Annotated in this window: 24 protein-coding genes and 1 other RNA gene; 6 read left to right on the forward strand and 19 right to left on the reverse strand. The window is 63.4% G+C overall.

Annotated features, from left to right (window positions below; genetic code table 11):
• Window positions 1-16: 16 nt before the first annotated feature.
• From murG to rsmI, 11 genes are all read right to left on the reverse strand, one after another.
• Window positions 17-1,102, reverse strand: coding sequence for an undecaprenyldiphospho-muramoylpentapeptide beta-N-acetylglucosaminyltransferase (gene murG, locus BC443_RS16175; protein ID WP_071232868.1), 1,086 nt, complete (start codon window positions 1,100-1,102; stop codon window positions 17-19).
• On the reverse strand, window positions 1,099-2,313 hold the full coding sequence (gene ftsW / locus BC443_RS16180; RefSeq protein WP_247643311.1) for a putative lipid II flippase FtsW: 1,215 nt from the start codon (window positions 2,311-2,313) through the stop codon (window positions 1,099-1,101). Before ftsW ends, murG begins: the two co-directional genes overlap by 4 nt.
• The gene (gene murD / locus BC443_RS16185; RefSeq protein WP_083387476.1) at window positions 2,307-3,719 is read right to left on the reverse strand and encodes a UDP-N-acetylmuramoyl-L-alanine--D-glutamate ligase; all 1,413 of its coding nucleotides are present in this window, start codon (window positions 3,717-3,719) and stop codon (window positions 2,307-2,309) included. The genes ftsW and murD overlap by 7 nt, the downstream gene beginning before the upstream one ends.
• 4 nt (window positions 3,720-3,723) lie before the next feature.
• Entirely contained in the window at window positions 3,724-4,806 is a 1,083-nt protein-coding gene (mraY, locus tag BC443_RS16190; RefSeq protein ID WP_071232869.1) for a phospho-N-acetylmuramoyl-pentapeptide-transferase, read from the reverse strand.
• A 9-nt stretch (window positions 4,807-4,815) separates the two neighbouring features.
• Complete coding sequence (gene murF / locus BC443_RS16195; RefSeq protein ID WP_071232870.1) at window positions 4,816-6,216, reverse strand: UDP-N-acetylmuramoyl-tripeptide--D-alanyl-D-alanine ligase; 1,401 nt, start codon at window positions 6,214-6,216, stop codon at window positions 4,816-4,818.
• Complete coding sequence (locus BC443_RS16200; protein WP_071232871.1) at window positions 6,213-7,745, reverse strand: UDP-N-acetylmuramoyl-L-alanyl-D-glutamate--2,6-diaminopimelate ligase; 1,533 nt, start codon at window positions 7,743-7,745, stop codon at window positions 6,213-6,215. Before BC443_RS16200 ends, murF begins: the two co-directional genes overlap by 4 nt.
• A complete protein-coding gene (locus BC443_RS16205; protein WP_071232872.1) occupies window positions 7,742-9,472 on the reverse strand; it encodes a penicillin-binding protein 2 in 1,731 nt (576 codons plus the stop codon). Before BC443_RS16205 ends, BC443_RS16200 begins: the two co-directional genes overlap by 4 nt.
• Window positions 9,469-9,801, reverse strand: coding sequence for a cell division protein FtsL (ftsL, locus tag BC443_RS16210; protein WP_071232873.1), 333 nt, complete (start codon window positions 9,799-9,801; stop codon window positions 9,469-9,471). Before ftsL ends, BC443_RS16205 begins: the two co-directional genes overlap by 4 nt.
• A gap of 8 nt (window positions 9,802-9,809) precedes the next feature.
• Entirely contained in the window at window positions 9,810-10,811 is a 1,002-nt protein-coding gene (gene rsmH, locus BC443_RS16215) for a 16S rRNA (cytosine(1402)-N(4))-methyltransferase RsmH (protein WP_071232874.1), read from the reverse strand.
• Window positions 10,812-10,842: 31 nt separating this feature from the next.
• An RNA gene (gene rnpB, locus BC443_RS16220) (RNase P RNA component class A) lies at window positions 10,843-11,193 on the reverse strand.
• 205 nt (window positions 11,194-11,398) lie between these two features.
• Window positions 11,399-12,253 (reverse strand): 16S rRNA (cytidine(1402)-2'-O)-methyltransferase, encoded by an 855-nt coding sequence (gene rsmI, locus BC443_RS16225; protein ID WP_071232875.1) that lies wholly within the window; start codon window positions 12,251-12,253, stop codon window positions 11,399-11,401.
• Window positions 12,254-12,494: 241 nt separating this feature from the next.
• Between rsmI and BC443_RS16230 the strand changes: the two genes are divergently transcribed.
• From BC443_RS16230 to BC443_RS16245, 4 genes are read left to right on the forward strand one after another with little or no spacing between them, the layout of a single operon-like run.
• Window positions 12,495-14,375 (forward strand): penicillin-binding protein activator, encoded by a 1,881-nt coding sequence (locus BC443_RS16230; protein WP_071232876.1) that lies wholly within the window; start codon window positions 12,495-12,497, stop codon window positions 14,373-14,375.
• On the forward strand, window positions 14,359-14,760 hold the full coding sequence (locus tag BC443_RS16235; protein ID WP_071232877.1) for a YraN family protein: 402 nt from the start codon (window positions 14,359-14,361) through the stop codon (window positions 14,758-14,760). Before BC443_RS16230 ends, BC443_RS16235 begins: the two co-directional genes overlap by 17 nt.
• 22 nt (window positions 14,761-14,782) lie before the next feature.
• Entirely contained in the window at window positions 14,783-15,376 is a 594-nt protein-coding gene (locus BC443_RS16240) for a phosphoheptose isomerase (protein ID WP_071232878.1), read from the forward strand.
• Between the two features lie 5 nt (window positions 15,377-15,381).
• A complete protein-coding gene (locus tag BC443_RS16245) occupies window positions 15,382-15,936 on the forward strand; it encodes a BON domain-containing protein (RefSeq protein WP_071232879.1) in 555 nt (184 codons plus the stop codon).
• Window positions 15,937-16,061: 125 nt separating this feature from the next.
• Here the strand turns inward: BC443_RS16245 and BC443_RS16250 are convergent, their stop codons facing one another.
• From BC443_RS16250 to zapE, 5 genes are all read right to left on the reverse strand, one after another.
• Window positions 16,062-16,562: a ClpXP protease specificity-enhancing factor gene (locus BC443_RS16250; RefSeq protein ID WP_071232880.1), complete on the reverse strand. Its 501-nt coding sequence runs from the start codon at window positions 16,560-16,562 to the stop codon at window positions 16,062-16,064.
• 35 nt (window positions 16,563-16,597) lie between these two features.
• Window positions 16,598-17,224: a glutathione S-transferase N-terminal domain-containing protein gene (locus BC443_RS16255; RefSeq protein WP_071232881.1), complete on the reverse strand. Its 627-nt coding sequence runs from the start codon at window positions 17,222-17,224 to the stop codon at window positions 16,598-16,600.
• A gap of 191 nt (window positions 17,225-17,415) precedes the next feature.
• On the reverse strand, window positions 17,416-17,805 hold the full coding sequence (rpsI, locus tag BC443_RS16260; protein WP_071232882.1) for a 30S ribosomal protein S9: 390 nt from the start codon (window positions 17,803-17,805) through the stop codon (window positions 17,416-17,418).
• An 11-nt stretch (window positions 17,806-17,816) separates the two neighbouring features.
• Window positions 17,817-18,245, reverse strand: coding sequence for a 50S ribosomal protein L13 (gene rplM, locus BC443_RS16265; RefSeq protein WP_071232883.1), 429 nt, complete (start codon window positions 18,243-18,245; stop codon window positions 17,817-17,819).
• A 229-nt stretch (window positions 18,246-18,474) separates the two neighbouring features.
• Window positions 18,475-19,656 (reverse strand): cell division protein ZapE, encoded by a 1,182-nt coding sequence (gene zapE, locus BC443_RS16270; RefSeq protein WP_071232884.1) that lies wholly within the window; start codon window positions 19,654-19,656, stop codon window positions 18,475-18,477.
• Between the two features lie 186 nt (window positions 19,657-19,842).
• Here zapE and BC443_RS16275 point away from each other — a divergent pair, with 186 nt between their 5' ends.
• Window positions 19,843-20,295: a DUF1043 family protein gene (locus BC443_RS16275; RefSeq protein WP_071232885.1), complete on the forward strand. Its 453-nt coding sequence runs from the start codon at window positions 19,843-19,845 to the stop codon at window positions 20,293-20,295.
• A gap of 130 nt (window positions 20,296-20,425) precedes the next feature.
• On the opposite strand, the gene BC443_RS16280 is transcribed toward BC443_RS16275, so the two are convergent.
• Entirely contained in the window at window positions 20,426-21,184 is a 759-nt protein-coding gene (locus tag BC443_RS16280; protein ID WP_071232886.1) for a Nif3-like dinuclear metal center hexameric protein, read from the reverse strand.
• Window positions 21,185-21,468: 284 nt separating this feature from the next.
• On the opposite strand from BC443_RS16280, the gene BC443_RS16285 reads away from it, so the two are divergent.
• Window positions 21,469-22,764, forward strand: coding sequence for a Do family serine endopeptidase (locus BC443_RS16285; RefSeq protein ID WP_083387477.1), 1,296 nt, complete (start codon window positions 21,469-21,471; stop codon window positions 22,762-22,764).
• 70 nt (window positions 22,765-22,834) lie between these two features.
• Here the strand turns inward: BC443_RS16285 and hisD are convergent, their stop codons facing one another.
• Both hisD and hisG read right to left on the reverse strand, forming a co-directional pair.
• Window positions 22,835-24,145: a histidinol dehydrogenase gene (hisD, locus tag BC443_RS16290; protein WP_071232887.1), complete on the reverse strand. Its 1,311-nt coding sequence runs from the start codon at window positions 24,143-24,145 to the stop codon at window positions 22,835-22,837.
• A gap of 75 nt (window positions 24,146-24,220) precedes the next feature.
• A complete protein-coding gene (hisG, locus tag BC443_RS16295; protein ID WP_071232888.1) occupies window positions 24,221-24,868 on the reverse strand; it encodes an ATP phosphoribosyltransferase in 648 nt (215 codons plus the stop codon).
• Window positions 24,869-24,870 lie beyond the last annotated feature (2 nt).

The raw sequence follows: 24,870 nt of genomic DNA on the forward strand, positions 1-24,870 counted from the left end.
GGGACGCGTCTGAATGCTATCGCTCAAAACCGATCTCCATGCAGCCGTCGACAAGACGTTCGACGGCATCGAGGTGAGCCACCCGGCGTGCCTGGCTCGCCATACGCGCCAGCACGTCCGGCTGCAAAAGTGACTCGAGCGCCGCCTGCAAACGTTCAGGGGTGAGCTCGGCCTGCTGTATCAATTGCGCGCCGCCGGCCTCGACCAGATGACGCGCATTATGTGTCTGATGATCATCCACCGCGTGGGGGAAAGGCACCAGCAAGGAAGGCTTGGCCGCCGCCGAGAGCTCGGCGATGGTAAGCGCGCCGGCCCGGCACACGATGAGATCCGCCCAGTCGTACGCGGCAGCCATGTCATCGATGAAAGCGCTGACCTCTGCCTCGACACCCGCCGTGCGGTAGCCTTCTCGCGTGACGTCGTCCTTGTCGCGCCCGGCCTGATGACGAACCTGCGGGCGACGCGAGGCGTCCAGCGCCGACAGTGCAATCGGCAGCTTCTGATTGAGCGACTGCGCGCCCAGCGACCCGCCAAGCACCAGCAGCCGCAAGGCACGGCCATTCATCTGCGCCGCCGTTCTGGGGTGCTCGCCCAGCGTTGCGATATCCGCACGCACCGGATTGCCGACCACCTCGGCCTTTCCGCCGGGGAAAGCCCCGGGAAACGCCGCGTAGACCCTGGTCGCCAGACGCGCCAGTGACCGGTTGGTCAACCCCGCAATGGCGTTCTGCTCGTGAACGACCAGCGGCTTGCCGGCCAGGCGTGCCGCCAACCCGCCGGGGCCGCTGGCGAACCCGCCCAGACCGACCACCAATTGAGGGTCGAAGCGCCGGATCACCTGACGCGATTGCCGGATGGCTCGCGTCAGCCGCCACGGAATCGACAGCCAGCCGGCCAGGCCGTTGCCCCGCAGACCGGCCACGTCGATCCGGTTCAGCGCGATACCGGCCTCGGGAACGAGACGGTTTTCGATTCCCCTCGGGCTACCCAGCCATTCCACCGCCACGCCGCGCTCGATCAGTGCCTTGGCCAGCGACAACGCCGGCACGACATGCCCGCCCGTGCCGCCAGCCATGATCAGTACACGTTTCAATTCGCTCATAGAGTCGGCTCCACCGCTTCGCTCGTGGGCTTGGCCTCGCCGTTTTCCGTCGCGGGCTTCGGCCGACGCTGCAGCCGCCTGACCTCCACGTCGACGCGGAACAGAATCGCCATCATGATCCCGCTGATGATGAGACTCGAGCCGCCGTAACTCAGCAGTGGCAGCGTCAGCCCCTTGGTCGGCAACATGCCGGAACTGACCGAGATGTTGATGAAGGCCTGCGCACCGATGACGAGCGCGATGCCGTAGCAGAGATAGGCCGCGAACGGAATGCCGGCCAGCTCCGCCTTGCGCCCGATGCGAAAGGCGCGGAATACCAGCAGCGCGAACAGCAGGATCACGCCCACGGCGCCGAACAGCCCCAGTTCCTCGGCCAGCACCGCAAACACGAAGTCGGTATGCGCCTCGGGCAGGTAGAACAGCTTCTGGACACTGTTACCCAGCCCCAGGCCGAACCAGTGGCCACGACCGAAGGCGATCAGCGCCTGCGTCAGCTGGTAACCGGTGTTGTACTGATCCGCCCAGGGGTTGGCGAAGCTGGTGATACGCTGCAGGCGATAGGGCTCCGCCACCGCCAGCATGACCGCGCCCGACCCGACGACGATCAGGATCAGCAGGAACCGCCACAGCGGCGCCCCCGACAGCAGCAGCATCCCCATGACACAGCCAGTCAGCACCACGACGGCACCGTAGTCGGGCTCGAGAATCAGCAGAAAACCGATCAACGCCATTACCGCCAGCGGGCGCATGAACGCCCCCCAGCTTCGGCGCACCTCGGGCAGGTAGCGCTCGAGATAGCCGGCGATATAGACGATCAGGCACAGTTTGGCGACTTCCGATGCCTGGACATTGATGATGCCGAGCGAAATCCAGCGCCGACTACCGTTGATTTCGCGGCCGACGACCAGGACCACGAACAGCAGCAGCAGCGCCATGATCAACATCAACGGCCCTTTCTGGCGCCACCAGTCCAGTGGCAGACGCACGGCAAACAGCCCCACCCCGATCGACGCGAGCACGAAAATGCCATGTCGGATGCTGAAGTAGTAAGGGTTGCCGGTCAGGCTCGCGGCGATTTCGGTAGAAGCGGAAGTCACCATCACCCAGCCGATCAACATCAACGAAAGCGTCGCCAGCAGCAGCCAGCCATCGAATGCCTGATGCCGCGTGGTCAGTCGCTCCTGCGAGGTCTTCAACATCGCCTTCAGCATGCGGCTTCCTGCCCTGGTTCGAGCGGTCCTTGATCAAGAAAGGCGCGGAACGCCTCGCCACGCGCCAGATAGTTGGGGAACTGATCGAGACTGGCGCAGGCCGGCGACAGCAGCACGCAGTCTCCTGCCTCGGCGATCGAGGCCGCCCGCTGCATGGCCTCGACCAGGGTATCGACGCGATGCGTCGCCACCTGTGGCGCCAATGCCGCCACCAGCTGCGGTGCATCCTGGCCGAAGACGATCGCCTCTCGGGCGTGTCGAGCCAGCGGCGCGGCCAGCGGGGTGAAATCCGCCCCCTTGCCGACGCCGCCCCCCAGCCAGATCAGCTTTCCGGCCAAGGTCTCGCCCAGACCGGCGATGGCCGCCAGCGTCGCGCCCACGTTAGTGCCTTTGGAATCGTTGATCCAGCGAACGCCGCCGCGCTCGGCGACTATCTCGCCGCGATGCGGCAGCCCGGCAAAATGTCCCAATACCTGGCGCATGACCGCCAGCGGCAGCCCGATGACATGCCCGATCGCCATTGCGGCCAGTGCGTTGGCCTGATTGTGACGCCCCGCCAGCCGCAGCTCGCTGACCGGCATCAACGGCCGCTCGCCGTGGCACAGCCATTCGCCTGCCTCGAGAGGCGAGATGCCCCACGTGTCGCCCGCGGGTTGCTTCGTCGTGAAGCGCTCGCAGGGTATCGACGCATCCTCCGGCCAGGTCGCCTCGTCTTCGGCATTGACCACGACGCGCCTGGCCTTGTCGAAGATTCGCGACTTGGCTTGCCGGTAGCCGGCCATGTCGCCATGCCGATCAAGATGATCGACGGACAGGTTGAGAAAGGCGGCGCACACCGCGCCCAGCCCCTCGAGCGTCTCCAGCTGGAAACTCGACAGCTCCAGCACGAACAGTTCGGCATCAGGTTGATCGATCAGCAGATCGAGCGCAGCGTCGCCCAGGTTGCCTCCCACGGCGACCCGCCTGCCAGCCTGCCGCGCCATGTCGCCGACCAGCGTGGTCACCGTGGACTTGGCGTTCGACCCGGTAATGGCGACTATCGGCGCCTTGCAGTGGCGTGCGAACAGCGCGATCTCACCGATGACGCGATCCCTCACCGAGGCCAGCCCGGACTTCTGCAGATCCACGCCGGGACTGACGACGATCTCGGCGAACGCCTGCAGATCCAGCGCCTCGAGACCGCCCAGATGGATCTCGACCGTCGGGAACGCCTCGCGGAAGGCCTCGATGCCCGGCGGTGCGGTGCGGGTATCGGCCACCACGAAGCGCTCCCCTCGATGCTGCAGAAAGCGGGCGATCGCGCGGCCGGAGATCCCCAGCCCGACGACCAGCCAGGGAGCCCCATCTCGACGATGAGGTTCCGGCGGGCGATGGATTGACGGGGTGGAATGCACGGAATCGCTCATGGCATCAACGCAGCTTCAAGGTCGCCAGACCCAGCAGGACCAGCATGACGGTAACGATCCAGAAGCGCACGATCACTCGCGGCTCCGGCCAGCCCTTGAGCTCGAAATGGTGATGCAAGGGCGCCATGCGGAAGATGCGACGCCCGGTCAGCTTGTAGGAGCCGACCTGGAGAATGACGGAGATTGTTTCCATGACGAAGACGCCGCCCATGATGAACAGCACGATCTCCTGGCGCACGATGACCGCGACGATACCCAGCGCCGCGCCGAGCGCCAGCGCGCCGACATCCCCCATGAAGACCTGGGCGGGATAGGTATTGAACCAGAGGAATCCGAGCCCCGCGCCGGCGATGGTGCCGCAGAATACCGCCAGTTCGCCGGCGCCCGGCACCTCGGGGATATGCAGATAGTTGGCGAAAACGGTGTTGCCGCTGGCATAGGCGAAGACCGCCAGACCCATGGCAACGAGCACGGTCGGCATGATCGCCAGGCCATCGAGGCCGTCGGTGAGATTGACCGCGTTGGAGCTACCGACGATGACCAGATAGCTCAGCACGATGTAGAACAGGCCCAGCGGAATCACCACGTCCTTGAACAGCGGCACGATCAGGCTGGTCTCGACCGGGCTCGCCGCGGTGAAATAGAGAACCAGCGAAGCGCCGAGGCCGATCACCGACTGCCAGAAATATTTCCAGCGCGCCGGCAGCCCGCGAGGATTCTTTTCCACTACCTTGCGAAAGTCGTCGACCCAGCCGATGGCGCCGAACCCCAGCGTGACGGCCAGCACCACCCAGACGTAGTGATTGGTCAGATCGCCCCATAGCAGCGTGCTGACGGCGATGGAGATCAGGATCATGGCACCGCCCATGGTCGGCGTACCCGCCTTGGACAGGTGCGACTGGGGGCCGTCGTCGCGCACGGCCTGGCCGATCTGGCGCTCGACCAGACGACGAATCATCTGCGGCCCCATCCACAGGCTCAGAAACAGTGCGGTCAGCGTCCCCAGGATCATGCGCAGGGTCAGATACCCGAACACATTGAAAGCACTTTGGAAATGGGTCAGCAGTTCAGCCAGAAAAAGCAGCATGAGTCGAATTCACCTTGAGGCATCATCACGCAGTGCGGCGACGAGTCGTTCCATGCCGGCGCTGCGCGATCCCTTGACCAGCACGCTGGCCCGGGAAGGAAGCTGATCCTGGGCAAAACGCTCGAGCGCTGCCCAGTCATCGAAATGATGGCCTTCGTGACCGAAGGCCTCGGATGCGGCACGTGCAGGTTCACCATACGTGCCCAGAAAATCGAGTCCGAGATCGCGGGCCGAACGGCCGACCTCGGCGTGCAGGCGCTCGCTATCCTCGCCCAGTTCCCCCATCGCGCCGAGAAAACACCAGCGCGGCGACGGCAACGACGACAACGCCTCCAGCGCCGCTCGTATCGCGCCGGGATTGGCATTGTAGGTATCGTCGATCACGCAGCTGCCGCGAATGCCGTCGACCACCTGCATTCGCCCCGCCATGCTGCGGCAGGCTTCGAGCCCGGCCGCGATCTCCGCTGCGACGAAACCCAGCGCATGCGAGGCCGCCGCCGCCGCTAGCGCATTGCGTACGTTGTGCCGGCCCACCAGCGAAAGCCCGACGCGTACCGACGCCTCGCCCGGCAGGCAAAGCGTGAAAGCATAACGCCCGGCCGGGTCGCAGACCAGATCACGAGCCGTGACACTGGCGCCAGCCTCGATACCGTAGTCCTTGATACCGTAGTTCTTGATACCGTAGTCCTCGAGACCGTAGTCGACGACCCGGGCGCGCCCGGCCAGCGCCCGCCAGACGGGAAAATAGGCTTCGTCCCGATCGAGAACGGCGCAACCGTCGCTGGAGAGACCCGCCAGGATTTCCCCCTTGGCCTGGGCAATCTGTCCCATGCCGCCGAACTCGCCGACATGCGCGCCCGTGACGTTGGTGATGATCGCCACCTGCGGCTTGGCCAGCGCCGTGGTCCAGGCGATTTCCCCCAGATGGTTGGCGCCCAGTTCGATCGCCGCATAGCGATGCTCGGCGGCAAGCTCGAGCAGTGTCAACGGTGCGCCGATGTCATTGTTCAGATTGCCGCGCGTGGCCAGCGTCGGTGCCCGCCGGCCCAGTATCGAGGCCAGCATCTCCTTGACCGTGGTCTTGCCGCTGTTGCCGGTGACCGCGATCAGCTGTCCGTCCCAGTCGAGCCGATGCGCGCGGGCCAGCAGACCCAGCGCCAGACGCGTGTCGGGCACGACGATCTGTGCCAGCGAGTCGGCTACCGGATGGTCGACGACGGCGCCGACCGCCCCTTTTTCCCGCGCCTGAGCCAGAAATTCATGGGCATCGAACCGCTCCCCCCGCAGTGCGACCAGCAGATCGCCGGGGCGGAGCGCTCGCGTATCGGTGACGATTCGCGTGACCGCGGCATCTGCTCCTTCGAAAGGCGCACCGAGCCGCGCGGCGATGGTGCTCAACACCTCGCTCATGCGGTTTTCCCCTTTACCTGGCATAGCGCCGTCGCGATTTCGATATCGCTGAACGGGTGGCGCACGCCGTCGATCTCCTGATAATCCTCGTGGCCCTTGCCGGCAATCAGCACGATGTCGTCGGCGCCGGCAGCGTCGATGACCCGCTCGATCGCCTGCCGCCGGCCATCGATAGACCAGGCCGTCGCTTGCGCCGAAGGTGACAGGCCGGCCACGATCTGGTCACGAATGCGGCTCGGATCTTCGCTGCGCGGGTTGTCGTCGGTGACGACGATTCGATCGGCGAGCGTTTCGGCCACGGCGGCCATCAACGGACGCTTGCCGCTGTCGCGATCGCCGCCACAGCCGAACACGCACCAGAGCTTGCCGCCTTCCCTGCTCGGCAGATGTGCGCGCAGTGCCGAGAGCGCATTCTCCAGTGCATCGGGGGTATGGGCGTAATCGACCACCACGACAGGCCCGCCGGCATCGGCCACTCTCGGCAGCCGCTGCATGCGCCCCGGCACCGGCTGGAGCCGGGACGCGGCTTGCCACAGCGAATCCAGCGAGTAGCCCAGCCCGTAGAGCGTGGCGATCGCCGACAGCGCATTGTCGAGGTTGAAACGCCCCATTAGCGGCAATTCGAGAACGCCCTCGTTCTCCGGTGTCGCGACGATGGCGCGCAATCCGCCGGGCAGCGCCTCGCAATCGACGACCCGCAAGGTCGTCGCCTCGTTGCTACCGGTGGCCAATACCCGGACGCCTTCCGGCAGCCCCGCCAGCATCAGTCGTGCGAGCGGGTCGTCGCCATTGACGACCGCCAGCTTCAGCCCGTCGCGCTTGAACAGCCTGGCTTTCGCCGCCGCGTAAGCCGCCATGCTGCCGTGATAATCGAGATGATCGCGGCTCAGGTTGGTGAAGACCGCGGTATCGATTCGGGTATCGCCCAGCCGCTCCTGCGCCAGTGCATGCGACGACACCTCCATCGCCACGACTTCGATGCCCTCGCTCGCCAGTTCGCCGAGCATCTGTTGCAGCGCCAGCGGCCCCGGCGTGGTCTGCAATGCGGAACGTACCGCGCCGGGCCGGCCATAACCCAGCGTACCGATGACCCCGGCCGGCGTACCGAGCGCCTCCAGCAACGCGGCGATATAGTGAGTCACCGAACTCTTGCCGTTGGTGCCGGTGACACCGATCAGTTTCAACGAATCCGGCACCGCAAACAGCCGGCGACCGAGGGCCGCCAGCTGCCGCGTCAAACCCGGCAGCGCAAGAACCCGTTCGTCATCCGACCATTGCGGATCGAGCCCATCGGCCTCGCACAGCACGCCCGCGACACCGGCTCCAAGCGCATCGGCGATGAATTGTCGCCCGTCCGCGCTGACGCCCGGCACCGCCAGGAACAAATCGCCCTCCTGCAGTTGCCGACTGTCCAGGCACAGCGTCGAATCGACCGAGGCGGGAAGCCAGGAAGTCAACCGCTCGGGGCGAGCGATCTCGGGCCAGAGCGAGGCCAGCGCGTCGGCGAGTCTTGCGGTATCGGTCTTCATGGGTTGGACTCCTGTTCCGCCGCGCCGGATGGCGCATCGGGAGGCACGTCGAGCAGCCGCAAGGCGTTACCGACGACACGACTGAACACAGGGGCGGCGACCAGGCCACCGTAGTAGTCACCCTTCTTGGGATTGTCGATCATCACCACCGTGACGATACGCGGATTGGAAGCCGGGGCAATACCGGCAAAAAGCCCGCGATACTCGACTTCCTGATAGCCCGTGCTGGTTACCTTGCGCACCGTGCCGGTCTTGCCGGCAATCTGGTAGCCCGGCACCATCGCCAGATGTCCACCCGCGTTGGGCTGGACGATCTTTTCCATCATCGCCAGCAACTCATGGGCGATACGCGGCGACATTACCTGCTCGCTATCCGGGTCGCCATTGAGTTTGAGCAGCGATGGAGACAACCGCTTGCCATCGTTGGCGATGGCCGTATACGCGCTCGCCAGTTGCAACGGCGTCACGGCGACGCCGTAGCCGTAAGCCATCGCCGCCTGGGCGCTACGCGGCAGATTGATCGTGGAGGGCAGGCTACCGCTGTTTTCACCGGGGAAGCCGGTTCCGGGCGACTGCCCCAGGCCCAGTTCGCGATAGCGATTCCAGATGGCATCCTGGGGCAGCGACAACGCGATGTGAGACATGCCGATATTCGATGAGTGCAGCAGGATTCCCGCCGGCGTCAGCTTGCCGTAGTTGCGGAAGTCCCGGATGGTGTAGCCATCCACCACCATCCAGCCCGGCGAGGTGTCGATGATGCTCTCCGGCGAAAATTGATCGGAAGCCAGGGCTGCCGACATGGCCAGCGGCTTCATCACCGAACCGGGCTCGATGGCGTCGGTAATCGCCTGATTGCGCAATCCGCGCACATCGACATCGCTGCGGTTGTTGGGGTTGTAGGATGGCAAGTTCGCCATCGCCAGCACCTCGCCGGTCCGCGCATCCAGCATGACCAGCGAACCACCGTCGGCGTCGTTCTTGCGAACCCCCGCTGCCAGTTCGCGATAAGCCATGTACTGCAGGCGCAGATCGATCGACAGCGAGAGATCACCGCCCGGCTTGGCTTCCTCGATCAGATGCAGATCCCGAACCAGCCGCCCTTTGCGGTCCTTGAGCACACGTCGCTTGCCGGGCTGGCCGGTGAGATAGCGGTTGTAGGCGAGCTCGAGCCCTTCCTGCCCCTTGTCGTCGACATTGGTCACGCCGACGAGCTGTGCCGCCACTTCTCCCGCCGGATAGTAGCGCTTGTATTCGTCGCGGGCGTAGACGCCGGGCATCTGCAGGTCGAGAACCGGCTTGGCTGCGGCCGGCGTGAGCTGGCGCCGCAGATACATGAATTCATGATCCGAGTAACGCGAGATGCGATCGGCCAGTTGGCCGGGATCCACCTTGAGCGCCTTCGCCAGCAGCGTCTGCTGGATAGGATCCTGGGGCAGTTCCTGCGGATTGGCCCAGAGCGTGATGACCGGCGTCGAAATCGCCAGGGGGTCGCCGTTGCGATCGCTGATCATTCCGCGATGCGCCCCGATGGACTCGACGCGCAGCGTGCGGGCGTCGCCCTGGTTCTGGAGGAAACTGCGGTCGATCACCTGGAGATAGACGACGCGGCCCACGAGGGCGGATAGTGCCACCAGGATGATGAACAACATGAACCAGTAGCGCCCCGCCCCCAGCGGGGCGTCCGGTCGGCGTCGCCTGTCCGTGGCAGCGCGTCTTGTCGCACTCATGGATGAATCACCTTCACTTCATCGACACTCGGTACGCGCATGTTCAGACGCTTGCTGGCCAGCGACTCGATACGTGCCGGTGACGACCAGGTACTCTCCTCGAGCAGCAGCCGCCCCCACTCCGTCTGCAGGGAGTCCCGCTGATTTTCCAGCTTCTGCAACCGTGCATACTGCACCCGGGTCAAATGAGACGTGCTGATGATGGCCAGCGCCGTCACCAGCACCGCGATGGTCACGATGCCGAGCAGTGTGCCGCGGAACCCCGGACGGCGGGCGAACGGCCAGTCACCGGTCTCCAACAGGCTGCGTCGTCGTCCTTGAACGGCCATGTTGCTCCTTATCTCGACTTCTCGACGGCAGGCCCCAGCTTCTCGGCGATGCGCATGACCGCACTGCGCGCACGGGGGTTCGCATCGATCTCGCTGTCGCTGGCACGCATTGCCTTGCCTACCGGCTTGAGCCGCTTGTCGAGTTGATCCTCGCGAATGGGCATGCCACGGGGCAAATGCGTATCCCCGCGAGACTGATCGCGAATGAAACGCTTGACCAGCCGATCTTCCAGCGAATGGAAACTGATCACCACCAGCCGACCTCCAGGCGCCAGCGCATCCAGAGCGACGGCCAGGGCGCGTTCCAGCTGGCCCAGTTCGTCATTGAGATGGATGCGAATGGCCTGGAAGACGCGAGTTGCAGGGTGCTTGCCCTTTTCCCAGGCAGGATGCGCCGCCTTGACGATCTCGGCGAGCTGATGGGTCCGTTCGATCGGGGCCTCGCGACGCGCCGCGACGATGGCCCGCGCGATTCGCTTGGCGAAGCGCTCTTCCCCGTAGGTCTTGAAGACACGCGCCATCTCCTGATCGTCGGTGCGCGCGATCCATTCGGCAGCGCCAATGCCCGAGGTCGGGTCCATGCGCATGTCCAGCGGGCCATCCCGCAGGAAGCTGAAGCCGCGCTCGGGGTCGTCCAACTGGGGAGAAGAAACACCGACATCGAGAAGAATGCCGCTCAAACGGCCATGGACACCGCACGCCTCGGCATGACGGTCCAGTTCGCCAAACACGCCGCGACATACCGTCAGCCGCGGATCGTCGATCTCGGCGGCAACCGCCAGCGCGGCAGGATCGCGGTCGATCGCGATCAGGCGCCCACTCTCGTCGAGACGGGAGAGAATCGCTCGAGAGTGGCCACCACGGCCGAAAGTGCCATCGAGATAGACACCGGTGGGAGACTGCACCAACGCATCCACGGCTCCGTCGAGCAGCACGCTGGTATGGCGAAAATCGGCGCGATTCGCCGCACCGCCTTGGGGTGCTTCTGGAGCGTTGTCGCGGTGCTGCATGAAGATCTCGGTATCGAACGGCGGAAATCGAAGAGGGAGCCGGCCGATAAGCCGGGTTCTGTCTAAGACAGTCATTCATCTAGGAAACGCGTCGCCACGTTTCTCAAGCAACCTACCCGGATCCAGCGCGGGCCGCGCCAAAGGATCCCTATTTGGTCTTGCTCCAGGTGGGGTTTACCGTGCCACGCACTGTTACCAGGCGCGCGGTGCGCTCTTACCGCACCCTTTCACCCTTACCGGCAGCGAATCGCTGCTTAGGCGGTCTACTCTCTGCTGCACTAGCCGTCGGCTTGCGCCGCCCAGGCGTTACCTGGCACCTTGCCCTATGGAGCCCGGACTTTCCTCCCCCGGCAATGCCGGCGGCGACTGTCTGGCCGACTCCCAAGCGCGCAAGAATAGCAGCCCCCCGTGACCCTCTCAAGACAGCATTGCCGCGTTGAGCGAAAGCCGTTGCCATCGGCACGAAAACGTCGCGTAATGCCGACACTTGCAGCCCATGACAAGGGCTAAAGACATCTTTACAAGAGATCTTTACAAGAGATCTTCAAAAGAGACCTTCACAACATCCAGGAATCCCGGGTATCGACCTAGACGTCAGACTTCAATTCTAGTGCCATCTGATACCAGTGCTTGCGACGCCCGCCCAGAAGGCGCACGACGACCGCCGCCGCATTCTTGACCGCCACCCCTTCGGCCAGCATCGCGCGGAGCAGCGCTTCGCCCTCGGCATCATCGGCAGCTTCCTCCCGGGGCGGCGCGCCGGCCAGCATGACCACGAACTCTCCCCTCGCCTGATCGGGATCTTCATCCATGATGCTCAGCAGTTCGGCCGCGGAACCGTCGAGCAGTGTCTCGAAGGTCTTGGTCAGCTCCCGTGCCAGCACCACCTGGCGCTCGCCGACCACGGCGGCGAGATCCGCCAGCAGATCGCGAATCCGGTGCGGCGATTCGTAGAACACCCGAGTTTCTTCCCGCGATGCGCCCACCTCCAGTTGCTTCCGCCGCGGACCGGACTTGGCCGGCAGAAATCCCTCGAAGGTGAAGCGATCCGTCGGCAATCCGGCGGCGCTCAGCGCCGCGATCAGTGCGCAAGGGCCCGGGATCGGCACCACACGACACCCGGCCCGACGCAGCTCTCGCACCAGGACGAATCCCGGATCGGAGATCAATGGCGTCCCGGCATCGCTGACCAGCGCCAGCTGCGCCCCATCGGCCAGCCGTCGACGAAGCTGCTCGACCCGTGCCGCCTCATTGTGTTCGTGCAACGAGATCAGCGGCCGCTCGATACCCAGATGCCGAAGCAGACGCTGCGTATGCCGCGTATCCTCGGCCGCGATCGCATCGACCTCCGAGAGAACCCGGCCCGCCCGGGCGCTCAGGTCCTCAAGATTCCCAATCGGCGTAGCGACCACGTACAATACGCCTTCCTTTGTCTCGCTCATTCGGTACCATCCAGATTGACATGCATTCACATCGACGACCGCCACTGGCAGACTCGATGCTCAGTTTCGGCAAGGAAGCCTCCGCAAGGCCGCGATGGACGACCACAGGCCATCGATCGATAGACGCCTTCAGCGGAACGGGTAAGGGTCAATGCTTCGGGCTACGATTTATCGATAGTGGATTCATCGATGACGGGTGTCCCGGGCGCAAGGCCTCTCAACAAGTAAAGGGAAAGACACTATGCATAACGCGCTGCGGCGACTCCTCCTGCCACTGGTGGCAACTCTGACGCTGGCAGGCTGTGCAGGCCAGAGCATGATGCAGGACATCAGCGGCCCGAGCGCCCAGGAGCTACTCCAGCAGGCCAATACCCAGAGCGGACAACAGGCTGCCGCTTCCCGCCTCGAGGCGGCGGATATCCTAGCACGCCAGGGCGACACGGCGCAGGCACTCCAGATCGCCAGCCAGATCGACAGCACCCAGCTCGACAGCACCCAGCGAATCCGCTGGGCCATGGTGCTGTCCGACAGCGCGCTAGCCGAGGAAGATGGTCAGAGCGTGATTCGCGCCACCGATATTCTCGATAGCACGAGCGAGCTCTCGACCGGTGATCGGCAGACGTTGCGCTATCGCCGCGGTCTTGCCCTGAGCATGATCGGCGAGCCGGAGGCGGCGGCCCGCCTGCTGATCGGCCTGCAGCGCGACAGCGCTCCTTACGAGCTGAACGACGACATCTGGAAGCCGCTGTCGGGTCTCAGCCCCACCGCGCTGAATGCCCTGGCTGCGACGGATAGCGACCCGGTCACTCAGGGCTGGGTGGATCTTGCCCGCCTTTACCGTACCAGCAGCGGTGATATCTCCAACCTGTTCGATCGTCTGGATCAGTGGCGTAGCCGCTATCCGAACCACCCGGCCAATCGACGACTGCCGCAGGATCTGTCGGCGCTACGCCAGCTCGCAGGCAATGAAGTCGACCAGATCGCCGTATTCCTGCCCGACAGCGGCCCGCTGGCCAATATCGCTTCGGCCATCCGCCAGGGCCTCGAAGCCCGCGCCAGCGATGCCGAAAGTCAGGGAGAACGCATCCCTCGACTGACCTTCATCGACTCCAGCCAGCAGAATCTCGATGCCCTCTACGCCCAGGCGACGATGAGCGGCGCCCAGGCGGTGATCGGCCCGCTCGACAAGGACAAGGTCAGCGAGCTGGAAACCCACGGCAGCGTGCCTCTGCCCACGCTCGCGCTGAACTATGGACAGCATGCGCGCAACCAGGCGACCAACCTGTTCCAGTACGGCCTGTCAGCGGAAGACGAGGCACGCCAGGTCGCCCATCGCGCGTATCTCGACGGCCACCGCCGGGCCGGCATCATGGTTCCGGATAACGAGTGGGGCTCGCGCATTCTGGCCGCGTTCCGCAACGCGTGGGAGACCGAAGGGGGCAACGTCGATTCGGTGGTCAGTTACGATCCGTCGGGATCCGTTGCCACGGCGGTGCGCAATCTGCTCGACAGCGACCCCTCGAGCATGGACATGCTGTTCCTGCTCGCACTGCCCAGCTACGCCCGCCAGGTACCACCGACACTGGAGTTCTATTACGCTGGCGATCTACCTGTCTACGCCACCTCTCACCTCTATGAGGGCACGCCACAGCCGCGCGCCGATCATGACCTAAACGGCGTTCAGTTCCTGGACATTCCGTGGATGATTCCGGACGCGGCCGTCGGCGGTGTCGACGCCCTGCCTTTCGTTTCCACCTTCCGCCGACTATCGCAGCAAGACAGCGACCCCGGCTTGCTCAAGCTCAACGCCATGGGCGTCGATGCCTACGAGCTCGCCCGCCGCCTGCCGCTGATCCAGGCATTACCGAACACGCAGATCTTCGGCGCCACCGGTACGTTGCAGGCGCGCGACGACGGCCGCATCCAGCGCACCCTGCCCTGGGCGCTGTTCCAGTCCGGCACGCCACAACCGCTATTGATGGCACCGGCAGCCGCACCAGCCAGCTCACCCTCGAATCCCGGCGGCGACGCTGGCAGCGTATCGCAGCAAGCGCCACGAAACGCATCCGGTAGCGATCTCAACGGATTCGCACTCGATACCGACGATGCCAGCGCCAACTGATCGCCCAACGCCAGCCAATCAGGCAGCGCCCAGCCGGCGCCAACTCGGGCAGCAGGTCGAGCAGGCTGCTGCCCGCTGGCTCGCGACACAGGGTTTGACGCTGGTTGCCAGTAACCAGCACGCCAAGGGTGGCGAGATCGATCTGGTGATGCGCGACGGCGAGTATCTCGTGTTCGTCGAGGTACGTCACCGCCAGCGCAGCGACTACGGCAGCCCGCTCGAGACGATCACGCCAGCCAAGCAGCGGCGCATCATCAAGGCCGCGCGTTTTTATCTTCATGCGCAACAGCTATCATGCCCCTGCCGCTTCGACGTCGTGGGCGTGACCGGAAGCCCTCCCCTGCTCGAATTCGACTGGATTCGCGCCGCCTTCGACGCATATTGACCCAGGCCCTAATAGGCAGCCCATGGATTTTCAGACACGCATACTCGACCTGTTCAACGCCAGCATCGACACCAAGACCTACGCCAGTGAAGTCTTGCCGCCTTTCATCGAAGTCGCCAGCCAGATGATGGTTCAGTGTCTGGTCAGCGAAGGCAAGATTCTGGCCTGCGGAAATGGGGGAAGCGCTGGCGACAGCCAGCACTTCTCCTCCGAGCTGCTCAACCGCTTCGAGCGTGAGCGCCCGAGCCTGCCGGCACTGGCCCTGACGACCGACACCTCGACCCTGACCTCGATCGCCAACGATTACAGCTATAATGATGTTTTCTCGAAGCAGATCCGGGCGCTGGGCCAGCCAGGCGACATCCTGCTGGCGATTTCGACCAGTGGCAATTCGGCCAACGTGGTCCAGGCCATCCAGGCAGCGCACGATCGGGAAATGAGCGTCGTTGCCCTGACGGGGCGCGACGGTGGAGACATGGCCTCGTTACTGGGCCAGGAAGATTGCGAAATTCGCGTTCCGGCAACCTCCACCGCACGAATTCAAGAAGTTCATCTCTTGGTCATTCACTGCTTGTGTGATCTGATCGACCAACAGCTATTTGGCAGCAACGAGTGAGACCCATGAAGAAGACACTGATCGCTTCCTCCTGTCTGATCGGCCTGCTGACGCTTGGCGGATGCGCCACCGGAAGCCAGCCAGAGAACTATGCCGAGCGTACGCCTGGCGCCAAGGTCGAAGACAGCAGCATCCAGAGCAAGATCTTCGACGCCCTCAATGCCGCGGACGCTCGTTACGGCGACGCCCACGTCAATGTCGATAGCTACAACAGCAATGTTCTGCTGACCGGGCAGGTGCCCAGCGACGAGCTCAAGCAGCGCGCCACGGAAATCGCCCGTAACGTGCGCAGCGTTCGGCAGGTCCATAACGAGCTGATGGTATCGGCCAACACACCGGTCAGTCAGCGCATGACCGACACATGGATCACCGGGCGCATCAAGGCCAACCTGGTCGCCAACGAGGACCTGGACGCCAACCTGATTCGCGTCATTACCGAAAATGGCACGGTCTACCTGATGGGGCTCGTCACGCAACAGCAAGCCAGCCAGGCAACCGCCGCCGCCTCCGGCGTGGGCGGCGTCCAACGCATCGTCAAGGTATTCGAATACCTCAACTAATCACTCGGCGGGTCTCGACCCGCGACAAAAAAAGCCGCTGCCGAATTCGATTCGGCAGCGGCTTTTTGTGATCCCGGTCCGTCACTGGCATGAAAACAGGCACAGCGACAACCGCAAACGGCAGCTTACTTGACGATACGCAACGACGGCTTGCCCTTCTCCGGCCGGCTTGGCGCTTCGCCACCGCTCTCCTCGTCGGCAGATTCGGATGGCTTCGAAGAGGTGCTGTCCGAACGGTTCTCGACGCTTTCCAGCGACGGACGCCCCTCGTCTTCCCTCTCCGCTTCCTCTTCTCCATCCGAGAAGCTCGGCATGACCGGCTCCTGGCCGAAGACCATACCCACACCATTTTCGCGAGCGTAGATAGCGATCAAGGCATCCATCGGCACGACGACCTGCATCGGCTGACCGCTGAAGCGCGCCCCGAAAGTGACCGCCGCATTGTCGATCATCAAATCGCGCACGGCCGCCGGTGCAATGTTCAGCACGATCTGACCATTCTGCACGAATTGTTGCGGCACCTTGACGTTGGGCTTCCCGGCATCGACCACGATATACGGTGTTTGCTCGTTATCCAGCAACCACTCATAAAGAGCTCTTGCCAGATAGGGACGGCTAGTCAGCATGTCATCTCCTTCAGGCAGCTTACGACAGGCGCCGTTCAGCTACGCATCTCACGTTCGGATTCGGATAGCGCCACCTTGAAAGCATCACGCGCGAAGACCCGCTCCATGTAGCTCATCAACGGAGCGACCTGCTTTTCCGGCAACTCGACGCCCAGTGCCGGCAGACGCCACAGGATCGGTGCGATGCAGCAATCCACCAGGGTGAACTCTTCGCTCATGAAAAACGGCATGTCTTCGAAGATGGGCGAGATCCCGGTCAGGCTTTCACGCAATTCCTTGCGCGCCTTTTCGGCGTCCTTCTTGGAACCTTGCTGGATCTGCTCTACCAGCGGACACCATTCACGCTCGATGCGATGCATCCACAGACGGCTCTGCGCACGCGCCACCGGGTAGACCGGCAACAGCGGCGGATGCGGGAAACGCTCATCGAGATATTCCATCATGACCTTGGACTCGTAGAGCACCAGATCACGATCCAGCAGCGTAGGCACGCTGTTGTAGGGATTCAGATCCGCCAGTTCAGCGTTATGCTCGTCGGCCGAGACGTCCAGGATATCGACAGCCACGCCCTTTTCCGCCAGCACGATTCTGACGCGATGGCTGAAATGATCCTCACTACCGGAGTAAAAGATCATCGACGATCGCTTGGCCACTACACCCATGAGACTTTCCTCGCATTAATTCAACGACCATGATACCACGACGGGCAACCCGGCCGGGCGCCTCGCCGACCACAGGAAGCTCGAATGCATACGTGTCACGTGCCAATAGCCACGCACCAATAACCACGTACCAACAGCAAAACGCCCGACTGAATAAGTCGGGCGTTGAGCGCAGAGGCGATCCTGCAGGATCAGCGCTTGGAGAACTGCGGACGACGACGTGCCTTGCGCAGACCCACTTTCTTACGCTCGACTTCACGAGCATCGCGGGTCACGTAGCCAGCCGCACGCAGCGGACGACGCAGCTCTTCGTTGTATTCCATCAGCGCGCGAGTGATGCCGTGACGAATCGCGCCGGCCTGAGCGGAACCACCACCACCCTTGACCGTGACGTAGACGTCGAACTGGCCAGTGGTCTCGGTCAGCTCCAGCGGCTGACGCACGACCATCTGCGCCGTGACGCGGCCGAAGAACTCGCCCAGCTCGCGATCGTTGATGGTGATCTTGCCGGTGCCCGGCTTGAGAAACACACGAGCGGTAGAAGTCTTGCGACGCCCGGTGCCGTAATACTGTTGTGCCATGACGGTTACCCTCAGATGTTCAGTTCTTGCGGCTGCTGCGCGGCGTGCGGATGCTCGGTACCGGCATACACCTTGAGCTTGGCGTGCATGGCACGACCCAGCGGACCTTTGGGCAGCATGCCCTTGACGGCGCCTTCGATGATTCGCTCCGGCGCATGGTCGATCAGCTTCTCGAACGACATGGTACGCAGACCGCCCGGGTAACCAGTGTGACGGTAGTAGTTCTTAGCTTGCGCCTTGTTACCGGTCACGTGAACCTTCTCGGCGTTGATGACGACGATGTAATCGCCGGTATCGACGTGCGGGGTGTATTCCGGCTTGTGTTTGCCACGCAGGCGGCGAGCGATTTCTGTCGCCAGACGACCGAGCGTCTTGCCCGATGCATCAACGACATACCAATCGCGCTGCACGGTATGCGGCTTGGCACTGAACGTCTTCATGAGTGTTTCACCAAATAAGCGTATTTGGGCGTCGAAGCGGATGCTTCTCGGCCATCCCTATTTTTCTTGGGTTGCTCGTCCACCGAAGGCCGCAGAGCAGCTTCCATTCGGACGGCAACGGATCGAAGAGCGCGCATTGTACACGAGCCCGACGAGCGACGAAAGATCGACTTGCAATTTGCTACGCGACCATTCTTGGGCCACTTCTGTCGATCGGCCTCGACCTGGTTCACGGCTTGTGCGCCAACGCCAGATAATCGCGGGACTGCATTTCCTGAAGGCGCGACAGCGTACGCTCGAATTCGAAACTGAGGTTGCCCCCCGTGTAGAGCGATTCGACCTCGGTCTCCGCGGAGAGCAGCAGCTTGACCGCGCGATCGTAGAATTCGTCGACCATGCTGATGAAGCGCCGCGCCTGATCGTCGTTGCTCCCGCCCATGCGCGGCACATCCGACACCAGCACGGTATGAAATTCCCGCGACAGCTCGATGTAATCGTTCTGGCTGCGCGGTCCGTCGCAGAGCATCTTGAAATCGAACCAGACGACGCCTTCATGGCGACGGCGCGTCGTCAGTTTGCGATGATTGACCGTCAGCGTCTCATCGCGCTGCCCCTCGCTACCGGCCACCGAACGGAAACTCTTCGCCAGCTGCTTTTCGGCATCGGCATCGAGCGGAGAATGGAATATCTCGACCTGCTCGAGCGCCCGCAGGCGATAGTCCACGCCGGAATCGACATTGACCACCTCGCAGTGGCGCTTGAGCAGATCGATTGCCGGAAGAAACCGGCTCCGCTGCAGGCCGTCCTTGTAGAGATCGTCAGGCACGATATTCGAAGTCGCCACCAGCACGACGCCCTGCGCGAACAGCGCTTCCATGAGATTGCCCAAGATCATCGCATCGGTGATGTCCTTGACGTAGAACTCGTCGAAGCAGATCACGCGCGCCTCTCCGGCGAACTTGGCCGCGATCCGGGTCAGCGGATTCTTTTCGCCCTTGTGCACCTCGAGTTCGCGATGCACGCGCTGCATGAATCGGTTGAAGTGCGTTCGCATCTTGCGATCGAACGGCAACGATTCGTAGAACACATCGACCAGGTAGGTCTTGCCGCGACCCACACCGCCCCAGAAGTAGAGTCCCATCACCTGCGGCTTCTCGGGTGCCTGGGGCTCCGATGCCTTGCGCTTGCCGAACAGTCCCGCCATCTTGGAGAGCTTCGACTCCCCGGAGACAGCGGCGGACGGCCTGGGAGCCGGGGTTCGCTGGAGATCGTCATACAGACGCTGCAGATGTTTGACGGCATTCTCCTGCGCGGCGTCGTAGCTGAAGTCATCACGCTCCAGATCGGCGCGGTAGCGAGACATCGGCGTCATGGCGTTCGAATGTGACGTCGCAGACTGGGGAGAACTCATGGCGGTATCGTGGCCTCGGTCGAAACAGGTGGCGGCATTATAACCTCCGACGAAAGTCTTGACAGTGGCAGTCAGACAAGGAAGGTTTGACCCGGTAGCCGAGCGGGTCGATATAATGGCCCCGCACCGACCTTAAGAACGGTCTATGAGAAAGGTCGTGCCCAGCACGACGATGAGGAGCGCATTGTGAACGAAAGCAATATCGACTGGATTCTGGCAATCGCCTGCTTCCTGGCGGGCATCGGTATCGGCGCCCTTTGTTACCATCTGCTGAACGCCAACGTGGCCCGCAACCAGAAAGTGCGCCAGCGCTTGGCCGAAACCGAACTGGAACTCAATCAGGTCAAGGATGCCCTGAACGATCACTTTGCCAAAGTGGCCGATCTGGCTTCCAGCATTCAGCGCCAGAGCCACGATCTCGAGCAGCATCTGATCAATGGCGCGGACAAGCTGGTCGATGACCTCAAGCTGAAACGCCGGCTGCACGGCACTCAGGACGAAAGCGAAGACGTCGATGCGCCGCAGGTACCGCGTGACTACGCCGATGGCACAGGCGGCACGCTAGCCGAGGATTATGGCGTCCGTCAGCGCAAGACGGCCGAACAGCAGGATAGCGCTCCCCAGCCGCCTCGCTATTGATGTCTCTCCCCGTCGGCAGTCGAAACCGGCTCCCGACGGGCCGCCCCATCTACCCTTCACCTTATATTCTTTCCCCTCCTATTCTTCCCTCTTCACGCCGACTTTCTTCCTTCATGCCGGCCTTCTCCCTTCACGCCGGATTGTCGATATCCACGAAACGGTGCTCGATGCCGAAGCGGCCTTTCAACCACTCGCCCAAAGCCTGGATACCGTCTCGTTCGGTGGCATGGTGCCCCGCTGCAAGGTAGGTAATGCCCATCTCGCGCGCCATGTGCGTGGTACGTTCGGAAATCTCGCCGGAAATGAAAGCGTCCGCCCCCGCCTCGGCCGCCAGCGGCAGCATGTCCTGCGCGCCGCCGGTACACCAGGCCACGTTGCGGATGGTGCCGACATGCCCTTCGATCAACAGAGGCGTGCGGCCCAGCGCCTGCTCGAGGCGAGCCGCAAGCGCCCGACTATCCAGTTCGGTGTCGGGCTTGCCCATCCACAGCAACCCCTGCCCGAGCTCGCCATCGAGACAACGCTCCACCTCGAAGCCCAGCCGCCGCCCCAGACAGGCGTTATTGCCCAGCGTAAGGTGTGCATCCAAAGGCAGGTGATAGGCCAGCAGGTTGAGATCGTTGTTCAACAAGGTAGCGAAACGACGGCGCTTCATCCCCGTCACGCTGACCGGCTCGTTCTTCCAGAAATACCCATGGTGCACCAGCACGGCATCGGCTCCCCACGCGACGGCCTCGTCCAGCAGTGCCTGACAGGCCGTCACTCCGGTCAAAATCCGGCCGATCGACTCCCGTCCCTCTACCTGCAACCCATTGACCGTGTAGTCCTTGAACGCATCGGTACGCAGCTCCGTATCGATAGCCGCCTGTAGCGTCTGCCGCAAAATCATACTGTCTCCCAGCGAAAAGCCTTGGTGAATGTTACACTTGTGTCACTTGTCGCCATGGTCTCGCCCACGTTGCGAGATGTGATGACGGACGTCGTTTCTCTAACTCGTCCCCTCTCGATCGACGAGCCTGACGTGATTGCATATTCGGTCGCTTGCCGCAGCCGGCGAGGCTCCGACAAACCGCTTGCGGCGTCCTCGAGTCGCAAGGATGACATATCGATTCGGTGACACGGCGACACGGATTTCACGAGACCACTCGGGTTTTCAGTCTAAGGACTCAGCACATGCGCCGCCACCTAGCCGCCTATCTGTGGCCCGCCCTCTGCGGCATTCTGCTTGCCGTCGTCTTGCTCTACGCGTTTCCGTCACTGCTGGGACGGGGCGCACCCGAGGAGACCTCCCGGCCAGTCGGCATCGCCACCACGACCGGCTCACAGAATGCCGAACGGCCGCCACCCGATGTCGTCGACGCGCCGGCACTGGATCGTCACGAAGGCCCGGTCAGCTATTCCCGGGCCGTCAACCGCGCCGCCCCCGCAGTCGTCAACGTCTACTCGTCGCGCGTCGTCGACACCAGCCAGCACCCATTGATGTCGGACCCCTTCTTTCGCCAGTTCTATGGCAAGAACATGCCGCAGCGCCAGCGCATGCTGTCGAGCCTCGGCTCCGGCGTGGTAGTCAGCGAAGAAGGTTACATCCTGACCAACAACCACGTCATCAATGACGCCGACCAGATCCAGATCGCGCTGCGAGATGGTCGTGAAGCCATCGCCCAGGTCATCGGAACCGATCCGGACAGCGATCTGGCCGTACTCAAGATCGACCTGAAGAACCTGCCGGTCATCAAACTGAGCAATTCGGAAGACATTGCCATCGGCGACGTCACGCTGGCCATCGGCAACCCCTTTGGCGTCGGCCAGACCGTGACCATGGGCATCATCAGCGCCACCGGACGCGATCACCTCGGCCTGAGCCGTTATGAAGATTTCATCCAGACCGATGCTGCCATCAACCCGGGCAATTCCGGCGGCGCGCTGGTGGATGCCAACGGCTCTCTGATCGGTATCAATACGGCAATCTTTTCCCGCTCCGGCGGCTCGCAGGGCATCGGCTTCGCGATTCCGGCCAATCTGGCACGCGGCATCCTCGACGACATCGTGACCCATGGACGTGTCATCCGCGGCTGGCTGGGCATCGACGCCCAGCAGATGACCCCGGACTTGGCCGCCTCGTTCGGCCTCAAGACACTGAGCGGAGTCATCATCGCCAATGTGGTGCCCGGCGGCCCTGGAGACGAGGCTGGGCTAAGACCCGGCGACATTCTGCTGGCGATCGATGGCAAGCCGATCCTCGACCCGCGGGAAACCCAGGTCGACATTGCCGAAATTCCGCCCGGCACCCAGCTCCCGCTGACCATCGTCCGGGGCGGTGAAAAGCGGGAGATCACCTTGACCGTCGGCGAGCGCCCGCAACCTGTCGAGCCCGGCCACAATGCCGCCCGTCAAGCCAATGCACCGGCGGATGCCGATGATTCGGCCTCCCCCACACCCGGCACCGACAAGGAAGGCACCTCTCCATAGCGTCATAGGCCAGAAACGACATCGCCGCCCCGGCAAGGGCGGCGATCGAACAGGTCCGAACAGTGACTGCTCAGCGCTTCAGGCGATTCTCCGCCGAGCGCGCGTGAGCCGTCAGCGACTCCCCTCGCGCCAGCACGGAGGCGGTCCGGCCCAGCGTATCGGCTCCCTCCGGGGAGCACTGAATCAGTGAAGAGCGCTTCTGGAAATCGTAGACACCCAGCGGCGACGAAAAGCGTGCCGTGCCGGAAGTCGGCAGCACGTGGTTGGGGCCAGCACAGTAGTCACCCAGCACTTCCGCGGTGTAGCGCCCCATGAAGATCGCCCCGGCATGACGCACCTTCGCTGCCATCTCCTGCGGCGCCTCCACGGAAAGCTCCAGGTGCTCGGGAGCGATCCGGTTGATCAGCTCGACCGCCTGTTCGGGGCCGTCGCATAGCACCAGCGCGCCGCGCCGCGCCAGCGATTCACGGATGATCGCCTCGCGCTCCATGGTCGGCAGCAGCCGCTCGATGGACGCCTGGACTGCTTCGAGATGTTCGGCATCCCAGGTGACGAGAATCGCCTGCGCGTCTTCATCATGTTCGGCCTGGGAAAACAGGTCCATTGCCAGCCAGTCGGGATCGGTCCCGCCATCGGAAACGACCAGGATCTCGGAGGGACCGGCGATCATGTCGATGCCCACCTGCCCGAATACCGCGCGCTTGGCCGTCGCCACATAGATATTGCCCGGCCCGACGATCTTGTCGACCCGAGGAACGCTCCGAGTGCCATGAGCCAGCGCCGCCACGGCCTGGGCGCCGCCCAGCGTGAACACCCGGTCGACCCCGGCAAGGTGCGCCGCGGCCAGTACCAGTTCGTTGACGATGCCATCCGGCGTCGGCACGACCATGATGATCTCGCGCACGCCGGCGACGTGCGCCGGCACGGCATTCATCAGTACCGACGAGGGATAGGCGGCCTTGCCACCGGGTACGTAGATACCGACCCGATCGAGCGGTGTCACCTTCTGGCCCAGCACGGTGCCATCCGGCTCGCTGTACTGCCAGGATTCCGGCTTCTGGCGCTCATGGTAGAGCCGGATGCGCTCGGCGGCATGCCGCAGCGCCTCGCGCTGTTCCGTCGGCACGCTCTCGAATGCCGCCTCGAGACGTGCCGGGCCGATCGTCAGCTCGGACATGTCGGTGGCGGACAGACGGTCGAAACGGTTGGTGTACTCGATCACGGCGTCGTCGCCGCGCTGGCGAACGGCGGCAATGATCTCCGCGACCCGCTCCCCGACCTCATGGTCGGAGACACCCTCCCAGGCCAGCAGTGACTCGAGACGCGTATCGAAATCGGTATCCCGCGTGGTGAGGCGGGCAATGGTAGTCGTTTGGCTCATCTTTGCATTCTCTCTACGTTCGGCCGATCGCCGTCCACCGACCGGCACGCCAGGCACGCCTGACGGATCGACGTCTCAGGCGGCCGGAAGACGCGATGCCACGGCTTGACGCAGGCGCTCGATCAGCGGCCTCAACCGCTCGTGTTTCATCGTCATCGACGCCTTGTTGACCACCAGTCGCGTGCTGATGTTCTCGATCAGCTCACGCGGTTCCATGCCATTGGCCCGCAGGGTATTGCCGGTATCCACGATATCGACGATCTCGTCCGCCAGGTTCATCAACGGCGCCAGTTCCATCGCCCCGTAGAGCTTGATCACTTCGGCCTGGATGCCCTGCTCCGCGTAATAGCGGCGCGCCACATTGACGAACTTGGTCGCGACTCGCCGCTTGGCATGCGCCGGTTGCGCACCCACGATGCCCGCCGTCATCAAGCGGCAGCGTGAAATCCCCAAATCGAGCGGCTCGTAGAGCCCCTCGGCACCATGCTCCAGCAGAACGTCCTTGCCGGCGACGCCAAGATCGGCCGCGCCCAGCTGCACGTAGGTCGGCACATCCACGGCACGAATGACCACCAGCTTGACGTCCGGCAGATTGGTATCGAACAGCAGCTTGCGGCTCTTGCCGAAATCGTCCGCCGGCGTGATGCCCGCATCCGCCAGCAGCGGCAGGGTCTCTTCGAGGATACGGCCCTTGGACAGGGCCAGAATCAGTTGGTTGCTCATGT

It is taken from the genome of Salinicola sp. MIT1003, from assembly GCF_001858555.1.
In the GTDB taxonomy this organism is placed as follows: Bacteria; Pseudomonadota; Gammaproteobacteria; order Pseudomonadales; family Halomonadaceae; genus Salinicola; species Salinicola salarius.

Coding starts and splice junctions, on each gene's coding strand:
- mraY (WP_071232869.1), bottom strand. CDS start 4,806: ATGCTGCTTTTTCTGGCTGAACTGCTGACCCATTTCCAAAGTGCTTTC.
- murG (WP_071232868.1), bottom strand. CDS start 1,102: ATGAGCGAATTGAAACGTGTACTGATCATGGCTGGCGGCACGGGCGGG.
- BC443_RS16230 (WP_071232876.1), top strand. CDS start 12,495: ATGCATAACGCGCTGCGGCGACTCCTCCTGCCACTGGTGGCAACTCTG.
- rsmI (WP_071232875.1), bottom strand. CDS start 12,253: ATGAGCGAGACAAAGGAAGGCGTATTGTACGTGGTCGCTACGCCGATT.
- rplM (WP_071232883.1), bottom strand. CDS start 18,245: ATGAAGACGTTCAGTGCCAAGCCGCATACCGTGCAGCGCGATTGGTAT.
- BC443_RS16200 (WP_071232871.1), bottom strand. CDS start 7,745: ATGAAGACCGATACCGCAAGACTCGCCGACGCGCTGGCCTCGCTCTGG.
- BC443_RS16285 (WP_083387477.1), top strand. CDS start 21,469: ATGCGCCGCCACCTAGCCGCCTATCTGTGGCCCGCCCTCTGCGGCATT.
- hisG (WP_071232888.1), bottom strand. CDS start 24,868: ATGAGCAACCAACTGATTCTGGCCCTGTCCAAGGGCCGTATCCTCGAA.
- ftsW (WP_247643311.1), bottom strand. CDS start 2,313: ATGCTGAAGGCGATGTTGAAGACCTCGCAGGAGCGACTGACCACGCGG.
- BC443_RS16255 (WP_071232881.1), bottom strand. CDS start 17,224: ATGGGTGTAGTGGCCAAGCGATCGTCGATGATCTTTTACTCCGGTAGT.
- BC443_RS16240 (WP_071232878.1), top strand. CDS start 14,783: ATGGATTTTCAGACACGCATACTCGACCTGTTCAACGCCAGCATCGAC.
- hisD (WP_071232887.1), bottom strand. CDS start 24,145: ATGAGCCAAACGACTACCATTGCCCGCCTCACCACGCGGGATACCGAT.
- BC443_RS16250 (WP_071232880.1), bottom strand. CDS start 16,562: ATGCTGACTAGCCGTCCCTATCTGGCAAGAGCTCTTTATGAGTGGTTG.
- rpsI (WP_071232882.1), bottom strand. CDS start 17,805: ATGGCACAACAGTATTACGGCACCGGGCGTCGCAAGACTTCTACCGCT.
- BC443_RS16245 (WP_071232879.1), top strand. CDS start 15,382: ATGAAGAAGACACTGATCGCTTCCTCCTGTCTGATCGGCCTGCTGACG.
- BC443_RS16235 (WP_071232877.1), top strand. CDS start 14,359: ATGCCAGCGCCAACTGATCGCCCAACGCCAGCCAATCAGGCAGCGCCC.
- rsmH (WP_071232874.1), bottom strand. CDS start 10,811: ATGCAGCACCGCGACAACGCTCCAGAAGCACCCCAAGGCGGTGCGGCG.
- zapE (WP_071232884.1), bottom strand. CDS start 19,656: ATGAGTTCTCCCCAGTCTGCGACGTCACATTCGAACGCCATGACGCCG.
- ftsL (WP_071232873.1), bottom strand. CDS start 9,801: ATGGCCGTTCAAGGACGACGACGCAGCCTGTTGGAGACCGGTGACTGG.
- murD (WP_083387476.1), bottom strand. CDS start 3,719: ATGAGCGATTCCGTGCATTCCACCCCGTCAATCCATCGCCCGCCGGAA.
- BC443_RS16280 (WP_071232886.1), bottom strand. CDS start 21,184: ATGATTTTGCGGCAGACGCTACAGGCGGCTATCGATACGGAGCTGCGT.
- BC443_RS16205 (WP_071232872.1), bottom strand. CDS start 9,472: ATGAGTGCGACAAGACGCGCTGCCACGGACAGGCGACGCCGACCGGAC.
- murF (WP_071232870.1), bottom strand. CDS start 6,216: ATGAGCGAGGTGTTGAGCACCATCGCCGCGCGGCTCGGTGCGCCTTTC.